General features: G+C 42.5%; 18 protein-coding genes. 14 read left to right on the top strand and 4 right to left on the bottom strand.

Annotated features, from left to right (window positions below; all coding sequences use genetic code 11):
• The first annotated feature begins 5 nt into the window (after positions 1-5).
• From BIW53_RS16825 to BIW53_RS16780, 10 genes are all read left to right on the top strand, one after another.
• Complete coding sequence (locus BIW53_RS16825; protein ID WP_070993193.1) at positions 6-380, top strand: SirB2 family protein; 375 nt, start codon at positions 6-8, stop codon at positions 378-380.
• Between the two features lie 198 nt (positions 381-578).
• Positions 579-1,388: a tetratricopeptide repeat protein gene (locus tag BIW53_RS16820; RefSeq protein ID WP_070993192.1), complete on the top strand. Its 810-nt coding sequence runs from the start codon at positions 579-581 to the stop codon at positions 1,386-1,388.
• A gap of 23 nt (positions 1,389-1,411) precedes the next feature.
• Entirely contained in the window at positions 1,412-2,662 is a 1,251-nt protein-coding gene (locus BIW53_RS16815) for a DUF819 family protein (protein ID WP_070993191.1), read from the top strand.
• Between the two features lie 12 nt (positions 2,663-2,674).
• Entirely contained in the window at positions 2,675-3,529 is an 855-nt protein-coding gene (kdsA, locus tag BIW53_RS16810) for a 3-deoxy-8-phosphooctulonate synthase (protein ID WP_070993190.1), read from the top strand.
• 62 nt (positions 3,530-3,591) lie between these two features.
• The gene (locus BIW53_RS16805) at positions 3,592-4,485 is read left to right on the top strand and encodes a transcriptional regulator GcvA (RefSeq protein WP_070993189.1); all 894 of its coding nucleotides are present in this window, start codon (positions 3,592-3,594) and stop codon (positions 4,483-4,485) included.
• Positions 4,485-5,114: an alpha/beta fold hydrolase gene (locus tag BIW53_RS16800; protein ID WP_070993188.1), complete on the top strand. Its 630-nt coding sequence runs from the start codon at positions 4,485-4,487 to the stop codon at positions 5,112-5,114. The genes BIW53_RS16805 and BIW53_RS16800 overlap by 1 nt, the downstream gene beginning before the upstream one ends.
• Positions 5,107-5,475, top strand: coding sequence for a DUF423 domain-containing protein (locus BIW53_RS16795; protein WP_070993501.1), 369 nt, complete (start codon positions 5,107-5,109; stop codon positions 5,473-5,475). The genes BIW53_RS16800 and BIW53_RS16795 overlap by 8 nt, the downstream gene beginning before the upstream one ends.
• A 12-nt stretch (positions 5,476-5,487) precedes the next feature.
• Positions 5,488-6,573 (top strand): 23S rRNA (cytidine(2498)-2'-O)-methyltransferase RlmM, encoded by a 1,086-nt coding sequence (gene rlmM, locus BIW53_RS16790; protein ID WP_070993187.1) that lies wholly within the window; start codon positions 5,488-5,490, stop codon positions 6,571-6,573.
• Positions 6,574-6,648: 75 nt separating this feature from the next.
• A complete protein-coding gene (locus tag BIW53_RS16785) occupies positions 6,649-6,900 on the top strand; it encodes a Rho-binding antiterminator (RefSeq protein ID WP_070993186.1) in 252 nt (83 codons plus the stop codon).
• 127 nt (positions 6,901-7,027) lie between these two features.
• A complete protein-coding gene (locus BIW53_RS16780) occupies positions 7,028-8,626 on the top strand; it encodes a formylglycine-generating enzyme family protein (protein ID WP_070993185.1) in 1,599 nt (532 codons plus the stop codon).
• Between the two features lie 109 nt (positions 8,627-8,735).
• Here BIW53_RS16780 and BIW53_RS16775 read toward each other — a convergent pair whose 3' ends face one another.
• The 4 genes from BIW53_RS16775 to cysZ all read right to left on the bottom strand — a co-directional run bounded on the left by BIW53_RS16775 (position 8,736) and on the right by cysZ (position 13,383).
• Positions 8,736-10,493, bottom strand: a complete 1,758-nt coding sequence (locus tag BIW53_RS16775; RefSeq protein WP_070993184.1) for a winged helix-turn-helix domain-containing protein — start codon at positions 10,491-10,493, stop codon at positions 8,736-8,738.
• Positions 10,494-10,702: 209 nt separating this feature from the next.
• Positions 10,703-10,996 (bottom strand): putative quinol monooxygenase, encoded by a 294-nt coding sequence (locus BIW53_RS16770; protein ID WP_070993183.1) that lies wholly within the window; start codon positions 10,994-10,996, stop codon positions 10,703-10,705.
• 192 nt (positions 10,997-11,188) lie between these two features.
• Positions 11,189-12,520, bottom strand: a complete 1,332-nt coding sequence (locus BIW53_RS16765; protein WP_070993182.1) for a glycerophosphodiester phosphodiesterase family protein — start codon at positions 12,518-12,520, stop codon at positions 11,189-11,191.
• A gap of 137 nt (positions 12,521-12,657) precedes the next feature.
• Complete coding sequence (cysZ, locus tag BIW53_RS16760; protein ID WP_070993181.1) at positions 12,658-13,383, bottom strand: sulfate transporter CysZ; 726 nt, start codon at positions 13,381-13,383, stop codon at positions 12,658-12,660.
• 232 nt (positions 13,384-13,615) lie between these two features.
• Here cysZ and paeA point away from each other — a divergent pair, with 232 nt between their 5' ends.
• The 4 genes from paeA to speA all read left to right on the top strand — a co-directional run bounded on the left by paeA (position 13,616) and on the right by speA (position 18,081).
• A complete protein-coding gene (paeA, locus tag BIW53_RS16755) occupies positions 13,616-14,917 on the top strand; it encodes a polyamine export protein PaeA (protein ID WP_070993180.1) in 1,302 nt (433 codons plus the stop codon).
• Positions 14,918-14,994: 77 nt separating this feature from the next.
• A complete protein-coding gene (locus BIW53_RS16750; protein WP_070993179.1) occupies positions 14,995-15,276 on the top strand; it encodes a hypothetical protein in 282 nt (93 codons plus the stop codon).
• Between the two features lie 65 nt (positions 15,277-15,341).
• The gene (locus BIW53_RS16745; protein ID WP_070993178.1) at positions 15,342-15,932 is read left to right on the top strand and encodes a CBS domain-containing protein; all 591 of its coding nucleotides are present in this window, start codon (positions 15,342-15,344) and stop codon (positions 15,930-15,932) included.
• Between the two features lie 235 nt (positions 15,933-16,167).
• The gene (gene speA / locus BIW53_RS16740; RefSeq protein ID WP_070993177.1) at positions 16,168-18,081 is read left to right on the top strand and encodes a biosynthetic arginine decarboxylase; all 1,914 of its coding nucleotides are present in this window, start codon (positions 16,168-16,170) and stop codon (positions 18,079-18,081) included.
• Position 18,082 lies beyond the last annotated feature (1 nt).

Raw genomic sequence — 18,082 nt, 5'->3', positions numbered from 1 at the left:
TAAATATGGATTATATAGCACTAAAACACACGCACATGCTGTTCGTTGTGCTCAGCATTTTATTATTTTACACCCGTGCTTTTTCTCGTTTTGCCAGTGGCAAGTTAGCAGCTAACAAAGGAGTTTTTATTGTCAGTCATAGTGTTGATACGCTGTTATTGGTGTCGGCAATAGCTCTGTTAGTGGTTGGTAGTATTAACCCTTTCGGGCAACCTTGGTTGCTAGAAAAGATAGTACTGGTCATCGCTTACATTGCGCTTGGTGTGATAGGTGCAAAATCTAAAAGCAAAAAAACGCAAATAGCGACTTTTGTAGGGGTTACAATTTCGCTGTTGGGTATAGGCTATTTAGCAGGCACAAAATCAGCATTTATTTTGTAATCTAAACGCCACAGGTTTGTGTTAAAAAAGCGCTTTCATGCGCTTTTTTTAGTTTCTGTCAATAAGCTGTTGTCACACACTACTAATCGACTGTGGTAATTAAAAGTATGCAGCTTATGGCATCGCTATTTGGGTCTGTAGCAAAAAGTGGTAGACTAGACTTTCGTTTATTAGAAATTGTGAGTTAACTCGGTATATATGACTGATATCTGGTTCGAAGAACAAGACGGTAGTACAGATTACATACCTCAGGATCCGCTATTTCGCTGTATAAAGGCGGAGAGGCATTGGGATGCGCAAGCCAAGCTAGAAACCAGCTTTTGTCAGCTATCAGAGTTAGAATTGCTGGTAGATAAAATTTGTGCCCAATACTCGCACCAACATGAGCGTTTAGATAAATTATTAGATGCCTTTTATACTGTTTGGTTATTTAGTGGCAGTGATCAAAATATTCCTGAATATGCGCTCAACAGTGTATGTTACGTACTTAACATGCGCAGTGGCTCTCCTACGGCGCTCGCCATGATACTCAGTTATCTCTTACAACGTGCTGAGTTTGATGCGAATTTAGCTTTAAGTGAGGGCGAGGTCGTGATTCATGTTGCTATAAGCAATGATGAAGGCTATCTGGTTGACCCAAGTAATGGGCAGCAAAACTGGTATATTGTACCTGAAAATGAAACCGAAGCGGATAAGAATGAAGAACCATTAGAACTTGTGATGGGAGATGAAGTCGTTAAGCTCTATCTAGCACAACAAAAGTGGGCCTTTATTGCCGCGGATAAGTTTAGTCATGCATTAAGTTGTGTTGAGTTATTGATGGATTTGATAGGTGATGATCCTTACGAACGCCGCGATAGAGGTTATTTACTCAACCAACTGAATTGCCCAAAAATGGCAAAGGAAGATCTACAATTCTTTGTTGACGAGTGCCCAGATGATCCAACCATAGAGATTATTCAGCACCAAATCGCAGAACTTGCCGATCATAACAACATACTCCACTAAAAAAATTAATAACGAGGGCTGCTATGGAAGAAGGTTCAGCTTTAATCACAAATAATGCCGTTATTTTGGGCCTACTTGCGCTCATTCTTGGATTTGTGTTTTATACATCAAATTTAAAGCAGGGCTTTTGGGCCAAGTTTTATAAGTACGTACCCGCCTTATTAATGTGCTATTTTTTGCCATCATTACTTAACACCTTTGGTATCGTCGATGGCAACAACAATGATGTTTACACCGTTGCTAAATACTTTTTATTACCCGCATGCTTGGTATTGCTAACACTTAGCATTGATCTCAAAGCTATTTTTGGTTTGGGTAAAAAAGCCATCATTATGTTTTTGACAGGTACCATAGGGGTAGTTATCGGCGGGCCTATTGCCTTACTTATTGTCGCAAGTATCATGCCTGAATTACTTGGCGTAGCTGGACCCGAGGCATTGTGGCGCGGTATGGCAGCTTTAGCTGGAAGTTGGATTGGTGGGGGCGCTAATATGCTCGCCATGAAAGAGATATATGGTGCTGGTGGAGAGATTTTCACAGTGATGGTGACAGTTGATATTGTGGTTGCCAATTTGTGGATGGCCGCTTTGTTAATGCTCGCCGCAAAACATAAAGAGATAGATGAAAGAACGGGTGCTGATACCCGTTCAATTGATCGGTTAATTGATAAAGTTCAGAAGTTTGAAGCTCAGCATGCGCGAAAACCTGAGCTTAGTGATCTCATGATCATGCTAGCTTTGGCATTTGGAGCAACGGGGCTTGCCCACTTTGCCGCAGATATATTGGTGCCTTTGTTTGTTGAATATTACCCAGGTCTGAAAAAGTTCTCTTTACACAGTAAACTATTCTGGATCATTGTTTTAGTAACTAGCATAGGCTTGGCGCTTTCATTTACCAGAGCACGTCAATATGAAGCCGTGGGCGCTTCAAAGGTAGGCGCGAGCTTTCTGTATATCTTAATTGCTACCATTGGTTTGCATATGGATATAACTAAAATTGTTGAAGCTCCTAAGTATATGATCATTGGTGTTATTTGGATGGCGATCCATATTGGACTATTATTCTTGGTAGCAAAGCTCATTAAAGCGCCAGTGTTTTACGTCGCAGTGGGTAGCAAAGCAAACATTGGTGGGGCCGCTTCTGCGCCAGTTGTGGCATCAGCATTTCACCCCGCATTGGCTCCGGTGGGGGTATTATTAGCAGTACTTGGTTATGCGCTAGGTACGTATATGGCGTGGCTCTGTGGACAGTTGCTGCGTATCATTGGCAGTTAAATTGGAAGAAATATGAATACACAAACGATCAGTCTGGCTAACATAGAAATCGCAAACGATAAACCGTTTGTTTTGTTTGGTGGGATGAACGTACTGGAGTCGCGTGACTTAGCGATGCGCATTGCTGAGCACTATGTTGAAGTAACGCAGAAGCTAAACATTCCTTATGTTTTTAAGGCGTCTTTTGATAAAGCAAACCGCTCATCTATCAGCTCATACCGTGGTCCGGGGATGGACGAAGGTCTAAAAATCTTTGCGGAGATCAAACAGACTTTTAATGTTCCAATCATCACAGATGTGCATGAGCCATTCCAAGCGCAGCCTGTTTCAGAAGTAGCGGATATCATACAGTTACCAGCGTTTTTGGCACGTCAAACAGATTTAGTCGTGGCAATGGCAAAAACTGGCGCGGTGATCAACGTTAAGAAGCCACAATTCCTAGCACCTCATGAGATGCGCCACATTTTAAAGAAAATCAAAGAAGCTGGGAATGAACGGGTTATTTTGTGCGAACGAGGCAGCAGTTTCGGCTACAACAACTTAGTCGTCGATATGTTGGGCATGGATGATATGAAACATATGGCACCGGTGATTTTTGATGCCACCCACGCTTTGCAGCGTCCGGGGGGACGTAGTGATTCAGCTGATGGACGTCGAGCTCAGGCCGCTGAGCTGGCCCGCAGTGGTATGGCACTTGGTTTGGCTGGGCTATTTATTGAGGCTCATCCGAATCCAAATGAAGCTAAATGCGATGGGCCTTGTGCTTTGCCATTGGCTAAGCTGGAAGGCTACTTACAGCAAATGAAAGCGGTCGATGAACTGGTCAAGAGCTTCCCTGCACTTGATACCAGTGCTAGTGACTTATAACCCAAACAGGTAGCCCAGCATCTGCTGGGCCGTGATGGCTTAACGTGTAAGGCATTTTAGCTATGTCCAGAAGAGTTCCTCCATTGAATGCGCTTAAAGCGTTCGAAGCAGCTGCCAGGCATTTGAGCTTCACTAAAGCTGCAGAAGAGCTATACGTTACACAAGCTGCGGTTAGTCACCAAATTAAAATATTAGAAGAACATTTGGGACTAAAGTTATTCCTTCGTAAGAACCGCTCACTATTGCTAACTGAGGAAGGGCAGGGCTATTTTCTAGATATTAAAGAAATTTTCTCTCAGTTGATTGATGCCACTGAAAAACTATTAGCTCGCGGCGCTAAGGGGTCGTTGACGGTCAGTTTAACGCCCAGTTTTGCGATTCAATGGTTGGTACCAAGGCTTAGCCAGTTTAATGAACTTCATCCAGAGATCGATGTGCGGATCAAAGCGCAGGATCATGATGAAAATTCCCTAACTGATGATGTTGACGTGGCAATTTACTATGGCCGTGGGCATTGGAGTAGCGTACAAACTCATAAGTTACATACGGAGTACTTAGTACCATTATGTAGTCCATTGTTACTCAATGGTCCTAAGCCACTAGATCAACCCAGTGATTTGTCTCATCATACTTTACTTCATGACACCTCAAGAAAGGCCTGGAAGGCGTGGATGAAAACAGCGGGAGTTAGAAATGTACAGGTGAATCAGGGGCCAATCTTTAGCCACTCATCAATGGTGCTGCAAGCTGCGGTGCATGGTCAGGGGGTGGCGTTGGGTAATAGTGTATTGGCAAAGCCTGATTTAGACTCCGGACGTTTGATTATTCCCTTTAACCACGTTCTAGAGAGTAAAAACGCCTACTACTTAGTGCTGCGTGAATCGCAAGCGGAATTAGGTAAAATCGTATCATTTAGAGACTGGATGCTCAGTCTTGTAGAACAAGAGCAATTGTAATGACAATACAGTGGTTCAAACCAAACAAACCCGTCGCTCAGTTTATTTTTGCCCATGGTGCGGGGGCTGGCAGCGACTCGCCATTTATGCAAACTATCGCACAACATTTGAGTGAGCTTGGCATTTTAGTTGGCCTGTTTGATTTTGAATACATGCAACAAGCTAAAGCACAAGGTAAACGTCGCCCACCAGATAGAGCCCCAAAATTGTTAGCCTGCTTTGCCAATCAGTTAGAACAAGCGAACAAACAACTTCCGCTATTTATTGGGGGGAAATCAATGGGAGGAAGAATGGCTTCAATGTTAGCTACTCAAGGGAAATATCCAATAAAAGGTGTGATTGCCATGGGTTATCCATTTCATCCACCAGGTAAACCCGAGAAATTGAGAATTGATCATTTTTCGGATATCCCTTGCCCATTTTTAGTCTTACAAGGAGAGCGTGATACCTTTGGTAATCAAATTGAGCTAGCGCAGATGAAACTGGATAAATCTCCAGAATTCATCTTTTTTGAAGATGGTGACCACTCACTTAAGCCTCGTAAAAAAAGCGGTTACAGTGAAGCTGAGCATTTACTTGAAGCGGCTAAGCAGGCTACTGAATTTATGCGGGAACATGCCAATGATTAAAGTATTCCTCTTAGCTGGCAGCAGCTTTTGTATGTTGTCAGTCATGCTTGGTGCTTTTGCCGCGCACGGTCTAAAGCGTCATTTGGATGATTATGCTTTGAGTATCTTTAAAACGGCTAGCGATTACCAAATGACCCATGGTTTGGCGTTGATAGCGGTCGCCTTATTATTAAAATGGGGTGTTAAGGTCGGTTTATCAGGTTGGTTGTTAATAGCGGGTATTATGCTTTTTAGCGGTAGTTTATACTTACTTGCGCTAACAGGGTATAAATGGTTAGGAGCTATCACGCCAATAGGTGGCTTATGCTTTATTGCCGCTTGGTTAGTTTTGATCGTTAAAATCAGTAAACACACATTTTAAAAGAGAGCACCAATGTCGAGTGTTGTAATTTATTGTCGCAGTGGATTTGAAAACGATGCCGCTGCTGAAATTAACCATCACGCTGCTTTGCAAGGCGTAGGGGGTTATGTTAAAGCTAAACCAAACACAGGCTTTGTGACTTTTGAGTGCTTTTCACCGAATGATGCGCAGGAGCTTATCAAGAAGGTGGATTTTAAAAGTCTGGTGTTTGCGCGTCAGTGGTTTGCAGGCGTACTCCTCAGTAATATGCCCATTGAAGACAGGGTGAGTGAGGTAAAAGCTGCTGTTAGTGACTTTCCTCTGTGCGGTGACTTGCGCGTTGAAACCCCTGATACCAACGAGGGAAAAGAGCTGTCCAAATTCTGTAAAAAGTTTTCGACTCCATTGGCAAAAAGCTTGGAGAAGTTTAACAAGCTAACACGAGAGCACAAACCGTCAAAGCCAGTGTTGCATGTTCTGTTTTTAGCCAATGATACAGCTTATGTGGGTTATTCTTTTAGTAACAATAACTCTCCATTTTTTATGGGGATCCCACGTCTTAAAATGCCTGGAGATGCCCCGAGTCGCTCTACCTTGAAATTGGATGAAGCCTTTAATGTATTCGTTCCTAAAGATGAAGTGGAAAAGCGTGTACAACCTGGCATGCGAGCGGTGGATTTAGGTGCTTGCCCTGGCGGTTGGACCTATCAGTTGGTGCGCCGAGGTATGTTCGTTTCTGCCATTGATAATGGTCCTATGAATGAAGCTTTGATGGAATCAGGACAAGTGAAGCACTTCACAGAAGATGGCTTTAAATACTTACCTGAGAAGCGTAATATCAATTGGTTAGTATGTGATATGGTTGAAAAGCCGTTGAAGGTGACTAATTTAATGTTGGATTGGATAGTAAATGCTTTTGCCAAAGAGCTGATATTTAACCTTAAGTTACCGATGAAAAAGCGCTTTGACAGTGTTTATGAGTGCTTGACGTTGATCCATGAGGAATTAGCTAAGTATGAAGTGGATTATCAATTACAGGCAAAACACTTGTACCATGACCGCGAAGAAGTAACGGTGCACATCAAGGTCAATCGTGTACCTGAGAAGCTATACAGTTAGTCATTGTACACTACCCCAACTTCGGTTGGGGTTTGACTTTTTTGGCCATAGGTAAACGTCAATGGGAGGTGGTTTGTGCTAAGTTGTGATGAGCATGACTACATTGAAATTGTCTGTATGTATCAATACCCCATTAGCTTAACTTTAAAAACAGGCCAAGTAGTGTCAGGTATCGCTGTCGATACAAAGCGCAACGAGGCTCGCCAGGAGTGCATACAATTGAGTCATGATGGGCAAACACATTTGGTTGTGCTTGATGATATCTTCAAATTGACAGTCACGATCAGCAACCCACACATTTGTGAGATTACCTTTGCGGTAAGTTAGAAAAATAGAAACTAACCTAACGTACTGAATAATAAAATTAAAAAAACATTTCTCAAAAAATAGAAGTTCAATAAGACCCCACATCGTTGATTGCATACTGTGTTTAGGAATTTACACAGGAGCATTTATGAAACACTTTCTTTTAACTTTAATTGTTACCGCAAGCACTGGTGTGTCGAGTGTTCACGCGATGAGCAAAGATGATGTTATTGAACCAATATTACAGCGCATTCCAGCAAGTGAAGGCTTAAAAGGCCATGACTTTTATATGAGTAAGTATGAAGTCACGGTGGCACAGTTTTCTCAATTCGTTGCGGATACGGGCTATCAGGTGCCAAAAAATTGTATGGCATTTACTGATAAGCGTTGGCCCGACCCTGAAAATCCCGCATCATGGGATTTACCTGAATTCATCAAAAATCCATATCGACCCGCTGTCTGTACTGGTATTCAAGGGGCGCTGGATTATGCTAAATGGCTAGCGGAAAAAACCAAAAAGCCATATAAGTTGCCTAGTGAATCGCAGTGGCGCTACGCTGCGTTAGCGGGCAAAACCGGGCGCATGGCCTTTGCCGATGACTTTAAGCAAACAGAAATTTGCGAGTATGAAAATACGGAAGATATTGCCAACATAGCAGGTTTTAAAAAACACCACAAAGTACGTTATAAACGCAGTGCTGACTGTAATGATGGTGCTATTTACCACACTGTAGTGGGCATGTACCGGCCTAATCAATTTGGTTTATACGACATGATGGGAAATGTAAGGGAGTTTACACGCACCTGTCATGAGTATACTGACTCACAGCGCAAAGAGTGTAAGCAGTATGTCGTCGCAGGTGAAGCATGGCACTGGCAGCCAAGAGGTGCGAACGTACAAGATTGGATAGACAGAGACTTCCAAGGAGGCCTCGAGGGGATCCGCTTGGTGTTGGAGGCTGATGGGCACGGTAGTGTATCGGCAGCGACCATGAAGTTTTCAGAGCAACTTAAAAACGCGCAACATGCGCAGCGCCAGCATCTTGATAAGCTGAAAATGATCCCCGCCACACCGGTAGGTGTAAAGGTTTGGTCTGATAATAATAAAAGCATTAATATTAGCTGGTTAGATGTCGAAGGTGATGGGGTTAAGTATGCTGTTTATCGAGCTATCAGTGATCCAGCTAACGGCCATGCGACGCGCTTTACTTTACTTGCTGATGAACTTAAGTCACCTGAATATACAGATATTACTGTGCCTGAGCAGGCATATGTTCGCTATCAAGTGTTCTCTTACAATGATCAAGGCGAAGGCCTTGGTAGTCAAATCGTGGCTCATGGTAAAGCAAAAATATTCAAAGATAATGAGCGTATAGAGGCGGAGCATTTCTTTGACGGCCAATATTATTGGATTAGTAAACGAGATACGGCAACAGTCGCAGGCTTTAGTGATAATCCCGATCATTTTCCAACTGGTATTAAACCGCACAAACCAGCGTGGGTGAGACTTGGTTTTGAGGTCAAGCAAAGTAAACTTGCAGTGTTAACATTTAGAGCTCAGGCAGATCAAGCAACGCGTTTTGAATTGTGGCAGGGGGCACACTTAGTGGGACGGTATGACATTCCAAAAGGCGACAAGTTAGCTACTTATTCCGGTGCGGCTACGCTTGTTGCGAGTAAAGCACCGTTAGAAATCCGCATGGATACTCCATTTTGGTTTGAACTTGATTGGTTAGAGTTCAAATAAAGACTATGGTGCTGATTAAAACTTGATTGTATCAAGGCTGGTTATTTTTTAGTGAAAGTGGTCTGCCACTTTCATTTTACAGAGACTTCAAAACCTCCCAAATAGAGTGCTAGCCTTGTTCATTATGCTGGCGCTCTAACCATTTCTGTTCTCCGTTACGTTGCAAAAAATCATGATAGAGCTGTCGCTTGCTGTCTTGTTTATCTAAATATTGATAGAGCGCGCGAGCAGCATTGATACTACCGTTTTTATCGAATTCGCGTTGCGATTGCTGGTAACTTTGTTCCAGTACAGCAATAGCTTGTTGGGTTTGATTCTGTGCAAGCAAGAGTCTTGCACGAAGTAGGTTATGATTAACCGTTTGTATTTTTTTGGTCACTAACAAGGCATGTGCTTGTGTGAGCATATCGGCTTTAATGTATAGATCAAATAGTCGTTCGTAGGCGTCATCCAATACCCAAAAGTTGTTTTGTGTGCGAGGTAGCTCAATAATCTTATTAAGATACTTAATTACCGTATCATTATCGCTGGCGAATAAGGCGTAGTGTAAATAGATAAAGGCCAAATTAGCAGGATGTAATCGCTGCTCTGTAATTAGTTGCTGGGCCTCGTTCAATTGTACATACTTGCGCTCATTCAAGCCCAGTTTAGCGGACAGTATTGAGTCTAGAATGTGCAATTGGAAACGACCTATGGCATCAATATTTTGTTTCGCAAGTGCTGCCCCAAGGTTCAACTGTGCGCTTACTTGCTCAGAGTCGCGCATGGCATAGGCTAAAAATGCTCGGGCTTTGATAAGCTCAAGCTTAAGTGGCCAAATTAGTGCGATGAAATCTGTTTTAGCATCAACATCATTTAAGGTCTCAAGTGCTCTATCGTACTGACCACTGTGCTTATAGATGAGCGCTTTTTGTAATGCTGCTCTTGCATAAATAGGTGTATCTTCAACCGTTTTCGGTAACGCTAGAATGCTATTTAAATAAGCCAGAGCCGTGTCGGTGTGTCCTAACTCGTTAAAGTGGTTAGCTAAAAATAAATCGATGCTCGCCTGAGAAGCGTGTGCGCTTTGTTCTCTTAGTAAACTGACCCAATGTGCAGATGTTTGGTTCTTCTTAAATAACCCAAGCTTTTGTAGTTCTGTCATTTTTTTATTTAATAAAACGCCGAATTGTGTTGGGTCGAGACTAAAAATATAGTCATGCCAGTATTGGTCACCGTTTTGTAGACGAAACTCCAATACTGCGCCTTTGTCTAGCCTATAAACGCGACCGCCAAGCAGCCAATGAGTTTTGTCGGCAAAGAGCTCATGCCATACCAGTATTGGCATTGTTAGGAAATCAGAAGCAAAGGCTGGGGGGTGAGCTGCAGGGACAAAATCATAGCTACTGTTAGTTAGCGCAACTTCACTGATACCATTAAAAGGTAACACATGAATAGACTCGGGAGCGGGCTGTAAGTTTCTACTCAGCCAGAGGCAGAGTGTAAAAATGCCAAGGGCAATAACGGTCATAAGTGTGCGTTTTGGCATCTTTATCTGGTTTTTCAAAGCGGGGATAGGTGGTGAATCTGAGGTGACTTGCTGGACTGGTAGATTCCATTTATAACCCCTGCGGGAGTATGTTTGAACTGCTCGTTCGCCGATGATAGCTCGCAACTGACTTATGGTTTGAAACACAACCTGCTCGGAAACAATTCGTTCCTGCCATACAGATTCCAAGATACGCTCTTTGCTGAGTGTTGTTCCTGCATGTTCGATAAAAAAGGTTAATAATGCTTGTTGCTTGGGTTTTAGGTAGATGGACTTACCTTCACAGGTTAATAACCCATTGTCGGTATTAAAACGAAACTTATCAAATTCTACCAGCATGTGTTGGTTCTTATTGTCACAGATGAGGTTATTATAAACTTTTAGTTACGTAGGTAAATGCCGCTGATGTTACGGGTGTTTAGCTTATTGTAAGGGGATTTTACAAAGGCCCATCTATGGTATGGATTTGCGGTAATTGTGGTTTAAATGGCACGGCTACACTAAATATGGAGTTAATGTAACCGAACCTGACTTGAGGTTTAAGGTAATTAACTTACGACCTTTGTAAGTCTTGATATTTCAACAGACTCTAGCATGTCGCCTATTACTTCAAAGCATTGCTTGATGTGTGATGACTGTAAATGGTTATCTAAATCCTGTTCTGACTGCCAAGTTTCATGAAACACAAATACTACATCATTCTCATTGTCGATATGCATATCGTAATTAATACAACCATTTTCACTGCGGGTAGGTAAAACTATTTTGCGAAGTTCTGATGCGACGGTTTCTTTGTATTCAGACTTTGCAGTGAGCTTTGCGATACAAGTCAATATACTCATATTATTTCCTTATTTTACAGAGGCTAAGCACGGTGTCTCTGGCGTTTTATCTCGGTCACGGTATGCGATTGAATCCAATTCGTCAACCTAAGTATCTTTGTGTTTTAGTCTTACGCTGGAGCGCTTAAAAATAAAAAGCTCCTAAAATAGGAGCTGACATTACTTAATGGTTGTCTTGAAGCTCCAGCTTCGTCAAATGCTCGGTGCCATACCCATACAACTAGCGTAGAAACTGGTGGTAGCAGGCCAGTCACTAAATACTCCAATGACGCCAACTTGTTTAGCCAGCACATCAAGCAGTACCAGTGCATCAGCATCGCTGTTGATCACATCGCTAATAGATTGATAATACCAGCCACCGCCGTTTGCTAGCGGACCTGAGCGCTCTAGGGTCCATGTGATAATATCTAAACCAGCCTCTTTAGCGGCTTTTGCATACTCGGATGGGATGATGTTGCTGTTGTTATCCAGTGTTACTAGCATCCAAAGTGGTGGCGCGATAATTTGTACGCCGTCGTTTTTTAGCTCGGCCATAGTGGGTTGCCAAGTCTCGGAGTTATTGGGGTTGAAACCCGCGATATCATATCTATCGTCAAGGTAAACTGCTTGAGCACCAAATTGCGCGTCGTTGTTTATCCAGTACTTCACATCGTCTAGATTAAATGATTGCGCAAATACTTTATCAGGAGCGACATCAAGCGCTTTATATTCATCAATCATTTTCTGTGCATACATGGCTTGAGTCATACCTTCATATGGCATCGGGACGTTGGCTGATTTTAGTTCAGGCGTCATTTTAACGTTGAGTGATTTAAACAACGCGATACTCTCTTTGTGCGTCAATAGTGTACCCTGACTGGAGTAAAGGTCCGTGCGCCAGTTGGCTGTGCCTTGTAAGTATTCTTCTACTGTTTTAGCGTTTGGATTTGCACCATCCATTTTGCCTTTGAGCTGTTTAAATTCTGCGAGGGTGATATCCGAGGTACAACACTGGGCGCTGGCTAAAGTAGCCGAGGCTTCGTCAGCAGGTGTAAACGGTTGTGAGCACTTAGCCGCCAACTCTGGGATTGCTAGAATATTGGTTGTGGTGTGTAAGTCACATTGTGAATGACGACACACTAATTCTTTATCTTTGGTAAAGGTGACGTCACATTCTAATATGCCAGCTCCCATCTTGGCTGCTGCAACATAAGATTCTTTGGTATGTTCGGGGTATTGCATCGGCGCACCGCGGTGACCAATTGAAAAGTCAGTCTTGTAAAAAGGCCCATTCTGACAAGCTTGAAGTTTTGATTTGAGCGCGCTCTGTTCAAGTTGGTTCACTAAGAACTGTACTCTGGTACCCAATTGCACATCGTTTGCTGACCCTTTTGGTACTTCAACGATCACAGGTACTTCAACTTTTTCAATGATGGTAACGGGCTTTTCCACTACCACTTCTTTGGTAACTTCTTTAATTTCCGTGTCGTCACAGCCACTTAATGCTGCGAATGCGGCGATAGAGAGTAATAGTTTGAACTTCATTTGTTTACATCATCTTGTTTATAAATAGAAAACAAATGCTACTTTAGAAACATGACAATAGAATGATAACTCTATGACAAGTAAGGCAATAGAGCCAATTTAGATTTATGACTCTATTGTTTTATTTGAATATCTTATTAGCGATAGTGTTGACGATAGTTTTCAACCCATAGACGGGTTGCGCCACAGACAGCTACGGGCATGACGATAAGGTTTACGACTGGTATAGAAGTCAAAACAAACACCGCAAAACCAAACCCATAAGACAAGCCTTGCTTAGTTTTCAAATCAGCCTTCATTTGCTTGAAGTGAATTTTATGATTATCGAATGGATAATCGTTGTATTGCACGTTGTACATCCAACAGGTGAACATCACCCAGAGTATTTGCCCAATTAACGGTAAAACCCAAAGCAAAATGAAGAAACCGATAGCACGAGGCAAGTAGTAACATAGCTTAGTCCACTCTCTGCCTAACATGCGTGGTACATCTTTGAGCAAGTCAGCTAGTCCATCATCGTTAATTTTCTGACCAGTTAAATGCATTTCAACTTTTTCGCTCAGTAAGCCGTTGAACGGCGCCGCAATAAAGTTGGTGATCACCGTGAAGACCATACTGTAACTAAACAAAATCACCATAATGGCAATGGGCCACATAAGCCATTCAAGCCAACTTAACCAGCTAGGCAAAAGATTATTTAGGTAATTGAATCCTTGCGTTAGCCAATCGTAAAGGAAGAACAATGAGCTTCCGAATAGTAATACATTGATCAACAGAGGAATAAAAACAAAACGCTTCAATCCTTTTTGCGTAATAAGAGAAAAGCCTGAAAGGAAGTACTCTATACCTTGAGTCAACTGCACAACATACCTCAAATAACATGGTTAATTTGCCCATAGTATAAGCCCGCATAGGTGGATGAATAAATGAAAATGCGTAACAAACTATTGCATAACTTTATCGCCTAAAAATATATATTTTAAATTATTGAATTTAAAGGTTTTATATTTGTTGCTTAGCATGTCGATTGCGCTACAATTGCTCGCTTTTTGACTGATTCTTAAAGCACTAACCCATTTCTTGTGGAGAAAATAAGTGAGCGAATTGCTTGGTATTGTGTGCCTGATCCTGATCAGTGCGTTGTTTGCTATGTCTGAGATAGCGATTGCGGCTGCACGCAAAATAAAACTCAAAATTATGATGGATGAAGGACATCATGGCGCCGAACAAGTACTTAAGTTGCAGGCCCATCCGGGCGCGTTTTTTGCCATGGTTCAAATTGCTTTGAATGCCATAGCCATTTTAGGTGGTATTTTGGGAGAGCAAGCGCTTACAGAATCTGTAAGTTATTATGTCGGTTTGGTTTATCAAGGGCCTATGCTCGATAAGATAAGCTTTGCTGTGTCGTTTTTAACAATTACCTCGCTGTTTATTCTGTTTGCAGATCTGTTGCCTAAGCGGATCGCAATGTTGATGCCTGAGGCGGTTGCCGTAAGAGTCGTAACCTTGATGAATGCTATCACCACAGCGTTCAAACCTATGGTGCTATTTTTCAATGGCGTGACAAATTTAGTGCTCAAAATTTTTGGCTTTCCAACTGAGCGTAAGGATGAAGTCACGACTGAAGAAATTGTTGCCATCATGGATGCCGGTGCTAAAAGTGGCAGTTTACAGGCACAAGAATATCAACTGATAGGGAACGTGTTGGATTTGGAGTGTCGTACCTTACCCATGGCCATGACGACCCGAGAGTCAATCGTATTTTTAGATGTAGAAGATGACAGTGATACGATTAATCAGAAGATTTTAAATAATCCACATAATCAGTTTTTGGTGTGTGATGGTCATCTCGATAAGCTATTGGGGTTTGTAGATACCAAGCAGCTCCTAAAGCAGCTGTTACGTGGAGAACCTGTGCATTTGAATGAGCAAATAATTGAGAAGGATGTGTTTTATTTGCCTGAAACGCTTACTCTGTCTGAAGCACTTAATGCCTTTAAGTCGGCAAGTGAACAGTTTGCAGTTGTGGTGAACGAATATGCTTTGATTGTTGGCATTGTGACCATCAAAGACTTGATGAGCAGTTTTATGGGGGATTTAGTGACCTTTCACGGCGAAGAACAAATTGTGCAACGCGACAGCGAATCTTGGCTGGTGGATGGCGCGACGCCGATGGTTGACCTATGTCGTGTGTTGGGCTGGGAAGAAGTACCAGAAACGAACCAGTATGAAACAGTCGCGGGCTTTTTAATCTATCGCCTAAAGCGTTTACCTAAGCGCGCTGATCACGTTATTTGCGATGGTTATAAATTTGAGGCTATTGATATTGAAGGGGTTAGGGTTGAACAGCTTTTAGTAAGCCGCCACAAAGAAGGGAGTGTGGAATTCACACTTTAACCCTTGCTTATTTTTTAACGTGCCCATACACTGAAAATTAGGCGCTGCTATATAGCGCCTAGTCGTCAGGAGATAAAATGCGGTTTAGTAAGTGGTTTGTCATATCTTGTTTGTGTGTGTTGTTCCTTAGCGTGATCAATGCACCTTTGAGCTATGCCAATATTGAAAACCACTATGAACAGCAACAATCAATCTATATTGATGCAGACCCCATAGACCATGATCCGCAAGAGCCGTTAGTTGGTTCATTGGATTATAACTTTCATGTTGCAGGCGCGAGTCTTATCATATGCAAGGATAGTCATCTTTGCTCCTACACATCGCTGCACTTTAGTATTCGTGCCCCGCCTGTTTTATAAGCCAATTAAGTACAAATAAATACACACTTTTTGTCGTCAGCTTATATTTGAAAACAGGTTTTGTTATGTCTATATACCAAACTATTGGCAGTCAAGCGCTCGCCGCTGATACACGCTTTGATACCGCGTTGGATTGCAATGCTATCGTTTCGCTGGACAGTCCAGCTTCGGCGGTCATGCACGGCTTTCATCAGGTTCCTCCACAGCTCATAGACACAAGTACAAGCGTGAATGATGCTTTGCTTATCATGGAGCAAACTCATATGCGCATCAGTTTTGTGGTAGATAAGCAAAAAAATATGCTAGGAATTATCTCTAAGGCGAGATTAACCAGTAGCTATGTTCTGAGAGTTTCTGCGAAAAAGGGTATAAACCGCTCAGAAATGAGTGTTGCTGATGTCATGATCCCCTTATCGTCACTCAATAGTGTTAATGAGTTAACGCTACGTACAGCTAGAGTGGGTGACATTATGAAAAGTATGGAAGCGGCGGGTCATGAACATCTGTTGGTTGTTAGCCAAATTCCTGCTCGCGTATGCGGTTATTTTGATCTTATTGATATCAGCCGTATGACGGGCAAGGTAATGAATCAATACAAACCAGCAGGCTCGTTCAGTGAAATAGTCGACAGCCTTTGGCACCACGCAGAAATTTAAACAAATTCCAATTTGTTTGCTGTCAATTTTCAGCGAGCAAATTAGATGCTCCTATGAAATAAAGTTAATGAAAATCAAGGCACCGCAAGGTGCCTTTTTCATGCCAGAATTCATTTAAGGACGAGTGAAATTATTACTCTTTAAGAGTGAAATATTTTGTTAGACACAGGGGCATGATTTATTTCTAATGCGCAAAAATAAACACTGAACACTTTAAATTTTTTAAGGAACTTGAATGGCCAAAAACATCTCTTCTGAACACGCGCGTGATTGCTATAACGTGCGTCATTGGAGCCAAGGCTTTTATGGTATCAATGATCAGGGAGAGGTTACTGCGATGCCTAAGCTGGCACAGCCAGATCATGCAGTAACTTTGGTAAGCATTGCCGAGCAAATTAAATCGCAAGGATATACCTTGCCTGCGTTAGTACGCTTTCCTCAAATATTGAGTCAACGTGTACACAGTATTTGTGACGCTTTTAATAAAGCGATAGCGGACTATCAATACCCAGAAGATTATCTGCTTGTGTATCCGATTAAAGTAAACCAACAGCGTGAAGTAGTCGAAGGCTTGATAGCCAGCCAAGCGAGCACCGACAAAAAGCAGCTTGGTTTAGAAGCGGGTAGTAAGGCTGAGCTTTTAACTGTGTTGGCGATGAGTGAACAGACTTCAGCTGTGATCGTATGTAACGGTTACAAAGATAAAGAGTATGTGCGTTTAGCTTTGCTGGGTGAAAAGTTAGGTCATCAGGTTTACATCGTTTTAGAAAAGCGCTCCGAGCTTGATATCGTTATGGAGCAAGCGGAAGCGCTGAATGTGACTCCTCGCTTAGGCCTGCGCGTTAGACTTGCATCGCAGGGTAAGGGTAAGTGGCAAGCAAGTGGTGGTGAAAAGTCTAAGTTTGGTCTGTCAGCGTCACAGGTTTTGGCGGTGATAAACCAGCTAGCGCAGGCCAAGTTGCTAAATGCACTACAATTAGTGCATTTTCATCTTGGCTCGCAAATGGCTAACATTCGAGATGTTAGACTTGGCGTGAGTGAAGCGGCGCGTTTTTACTGTGAACTACGTCGCCTAGGCGCTAATCTACAGTGTTTGGATGTGGGCGGTGGTTTAGCAGTTGATTACGATGGAACACGTAGTCAGTCTCATAATTCAATGAACTATAGTTTGGCTGAATATGCTAATAATATCGTATACACCATAGGTGATACGTGTAAGCAATACCAGCAACCAATGCCAAGAATCATTTCTGAGTCTGGGCGAGCTTTGACGGCACACCATGCAGTGTTGATAACGGATGTCATCGGCACAGAGAGTTATCAACCAGAAGTTGTGGTTGCGCCAGCTCAAGGAGCACCACGCTTATTGCACAACATGTGGAGTTCGTGGCAAGCCCTTAATGGTCAGCGTGATGACCGTGCTTTGATAGAGATTTATCATGACACGCAAGGTGATCTTTCTGAAGTACACAGTCAATTTGCAATGGGGCTATTGAACCTTGAGCAACGAGCATGGGCTGAGCAAATAAACTTAAGAGTGTGTTATGAACTTAATCAACGCATGGACAACAAGAACCGTTTCCATCGTCCAATTATTGATGAATTAAGCGCGAAGCTGGCAGATAAGTTTTTTGTTAACTTTTCACTGTTTCAATCTTTACCTGATGCTTGGGGAATTGAGCAGGTCTTTCCAGTGTTGCCGTTAAGTGGTTTGACTGCCGAGCCTAAAAAGCGTGCCGTATTATTGGATATTACTTGTGACTCAGATGGCACGATTGAGCACTATGTTGATGGTCAGGGTATTGAAAGCACTTTGCCAGTACCAGAGTATCATGCGGATCAACCTTATTTATTGGGTTTTTTCCTCGTTGGCGCCTATCAAGAGATTTTAGGAGATATGCACAACTTGTTTGGTGATACACATAGCGTGATTGCAACCTTGGACAATGATGGTTTATTGCATTTAAGTGATGTTGATGTAGGTGACTCGGTCGCAGATATGATGCGCTATGTACACTTAGATGTAGATCAGTTTAAAGCGAACTACGCGAAACTGGTAAGAAGTAAACTGCCAAAAGCTGAGCAAGCTATGTGTCTTGCTGAGCTAGAGCAAGGGCTAGATGGTTACACTTATTTGGAAGATGTTTAAT

This window comes from Pseudoalteromonas byunsanensis (genome assembly GCF_001854475.1).
GTDB classification, from domain to species: Bacteria; Pseudomonadota; Gammaproteobacteria; order Enterobacterales; family Alteromonadaceae; genus Pseudoalteromonas; species Pseudoalteromonas byunsanensis.
This window is presented reverse-complemented; position numbering and strand designations above follow the sequence as displayed.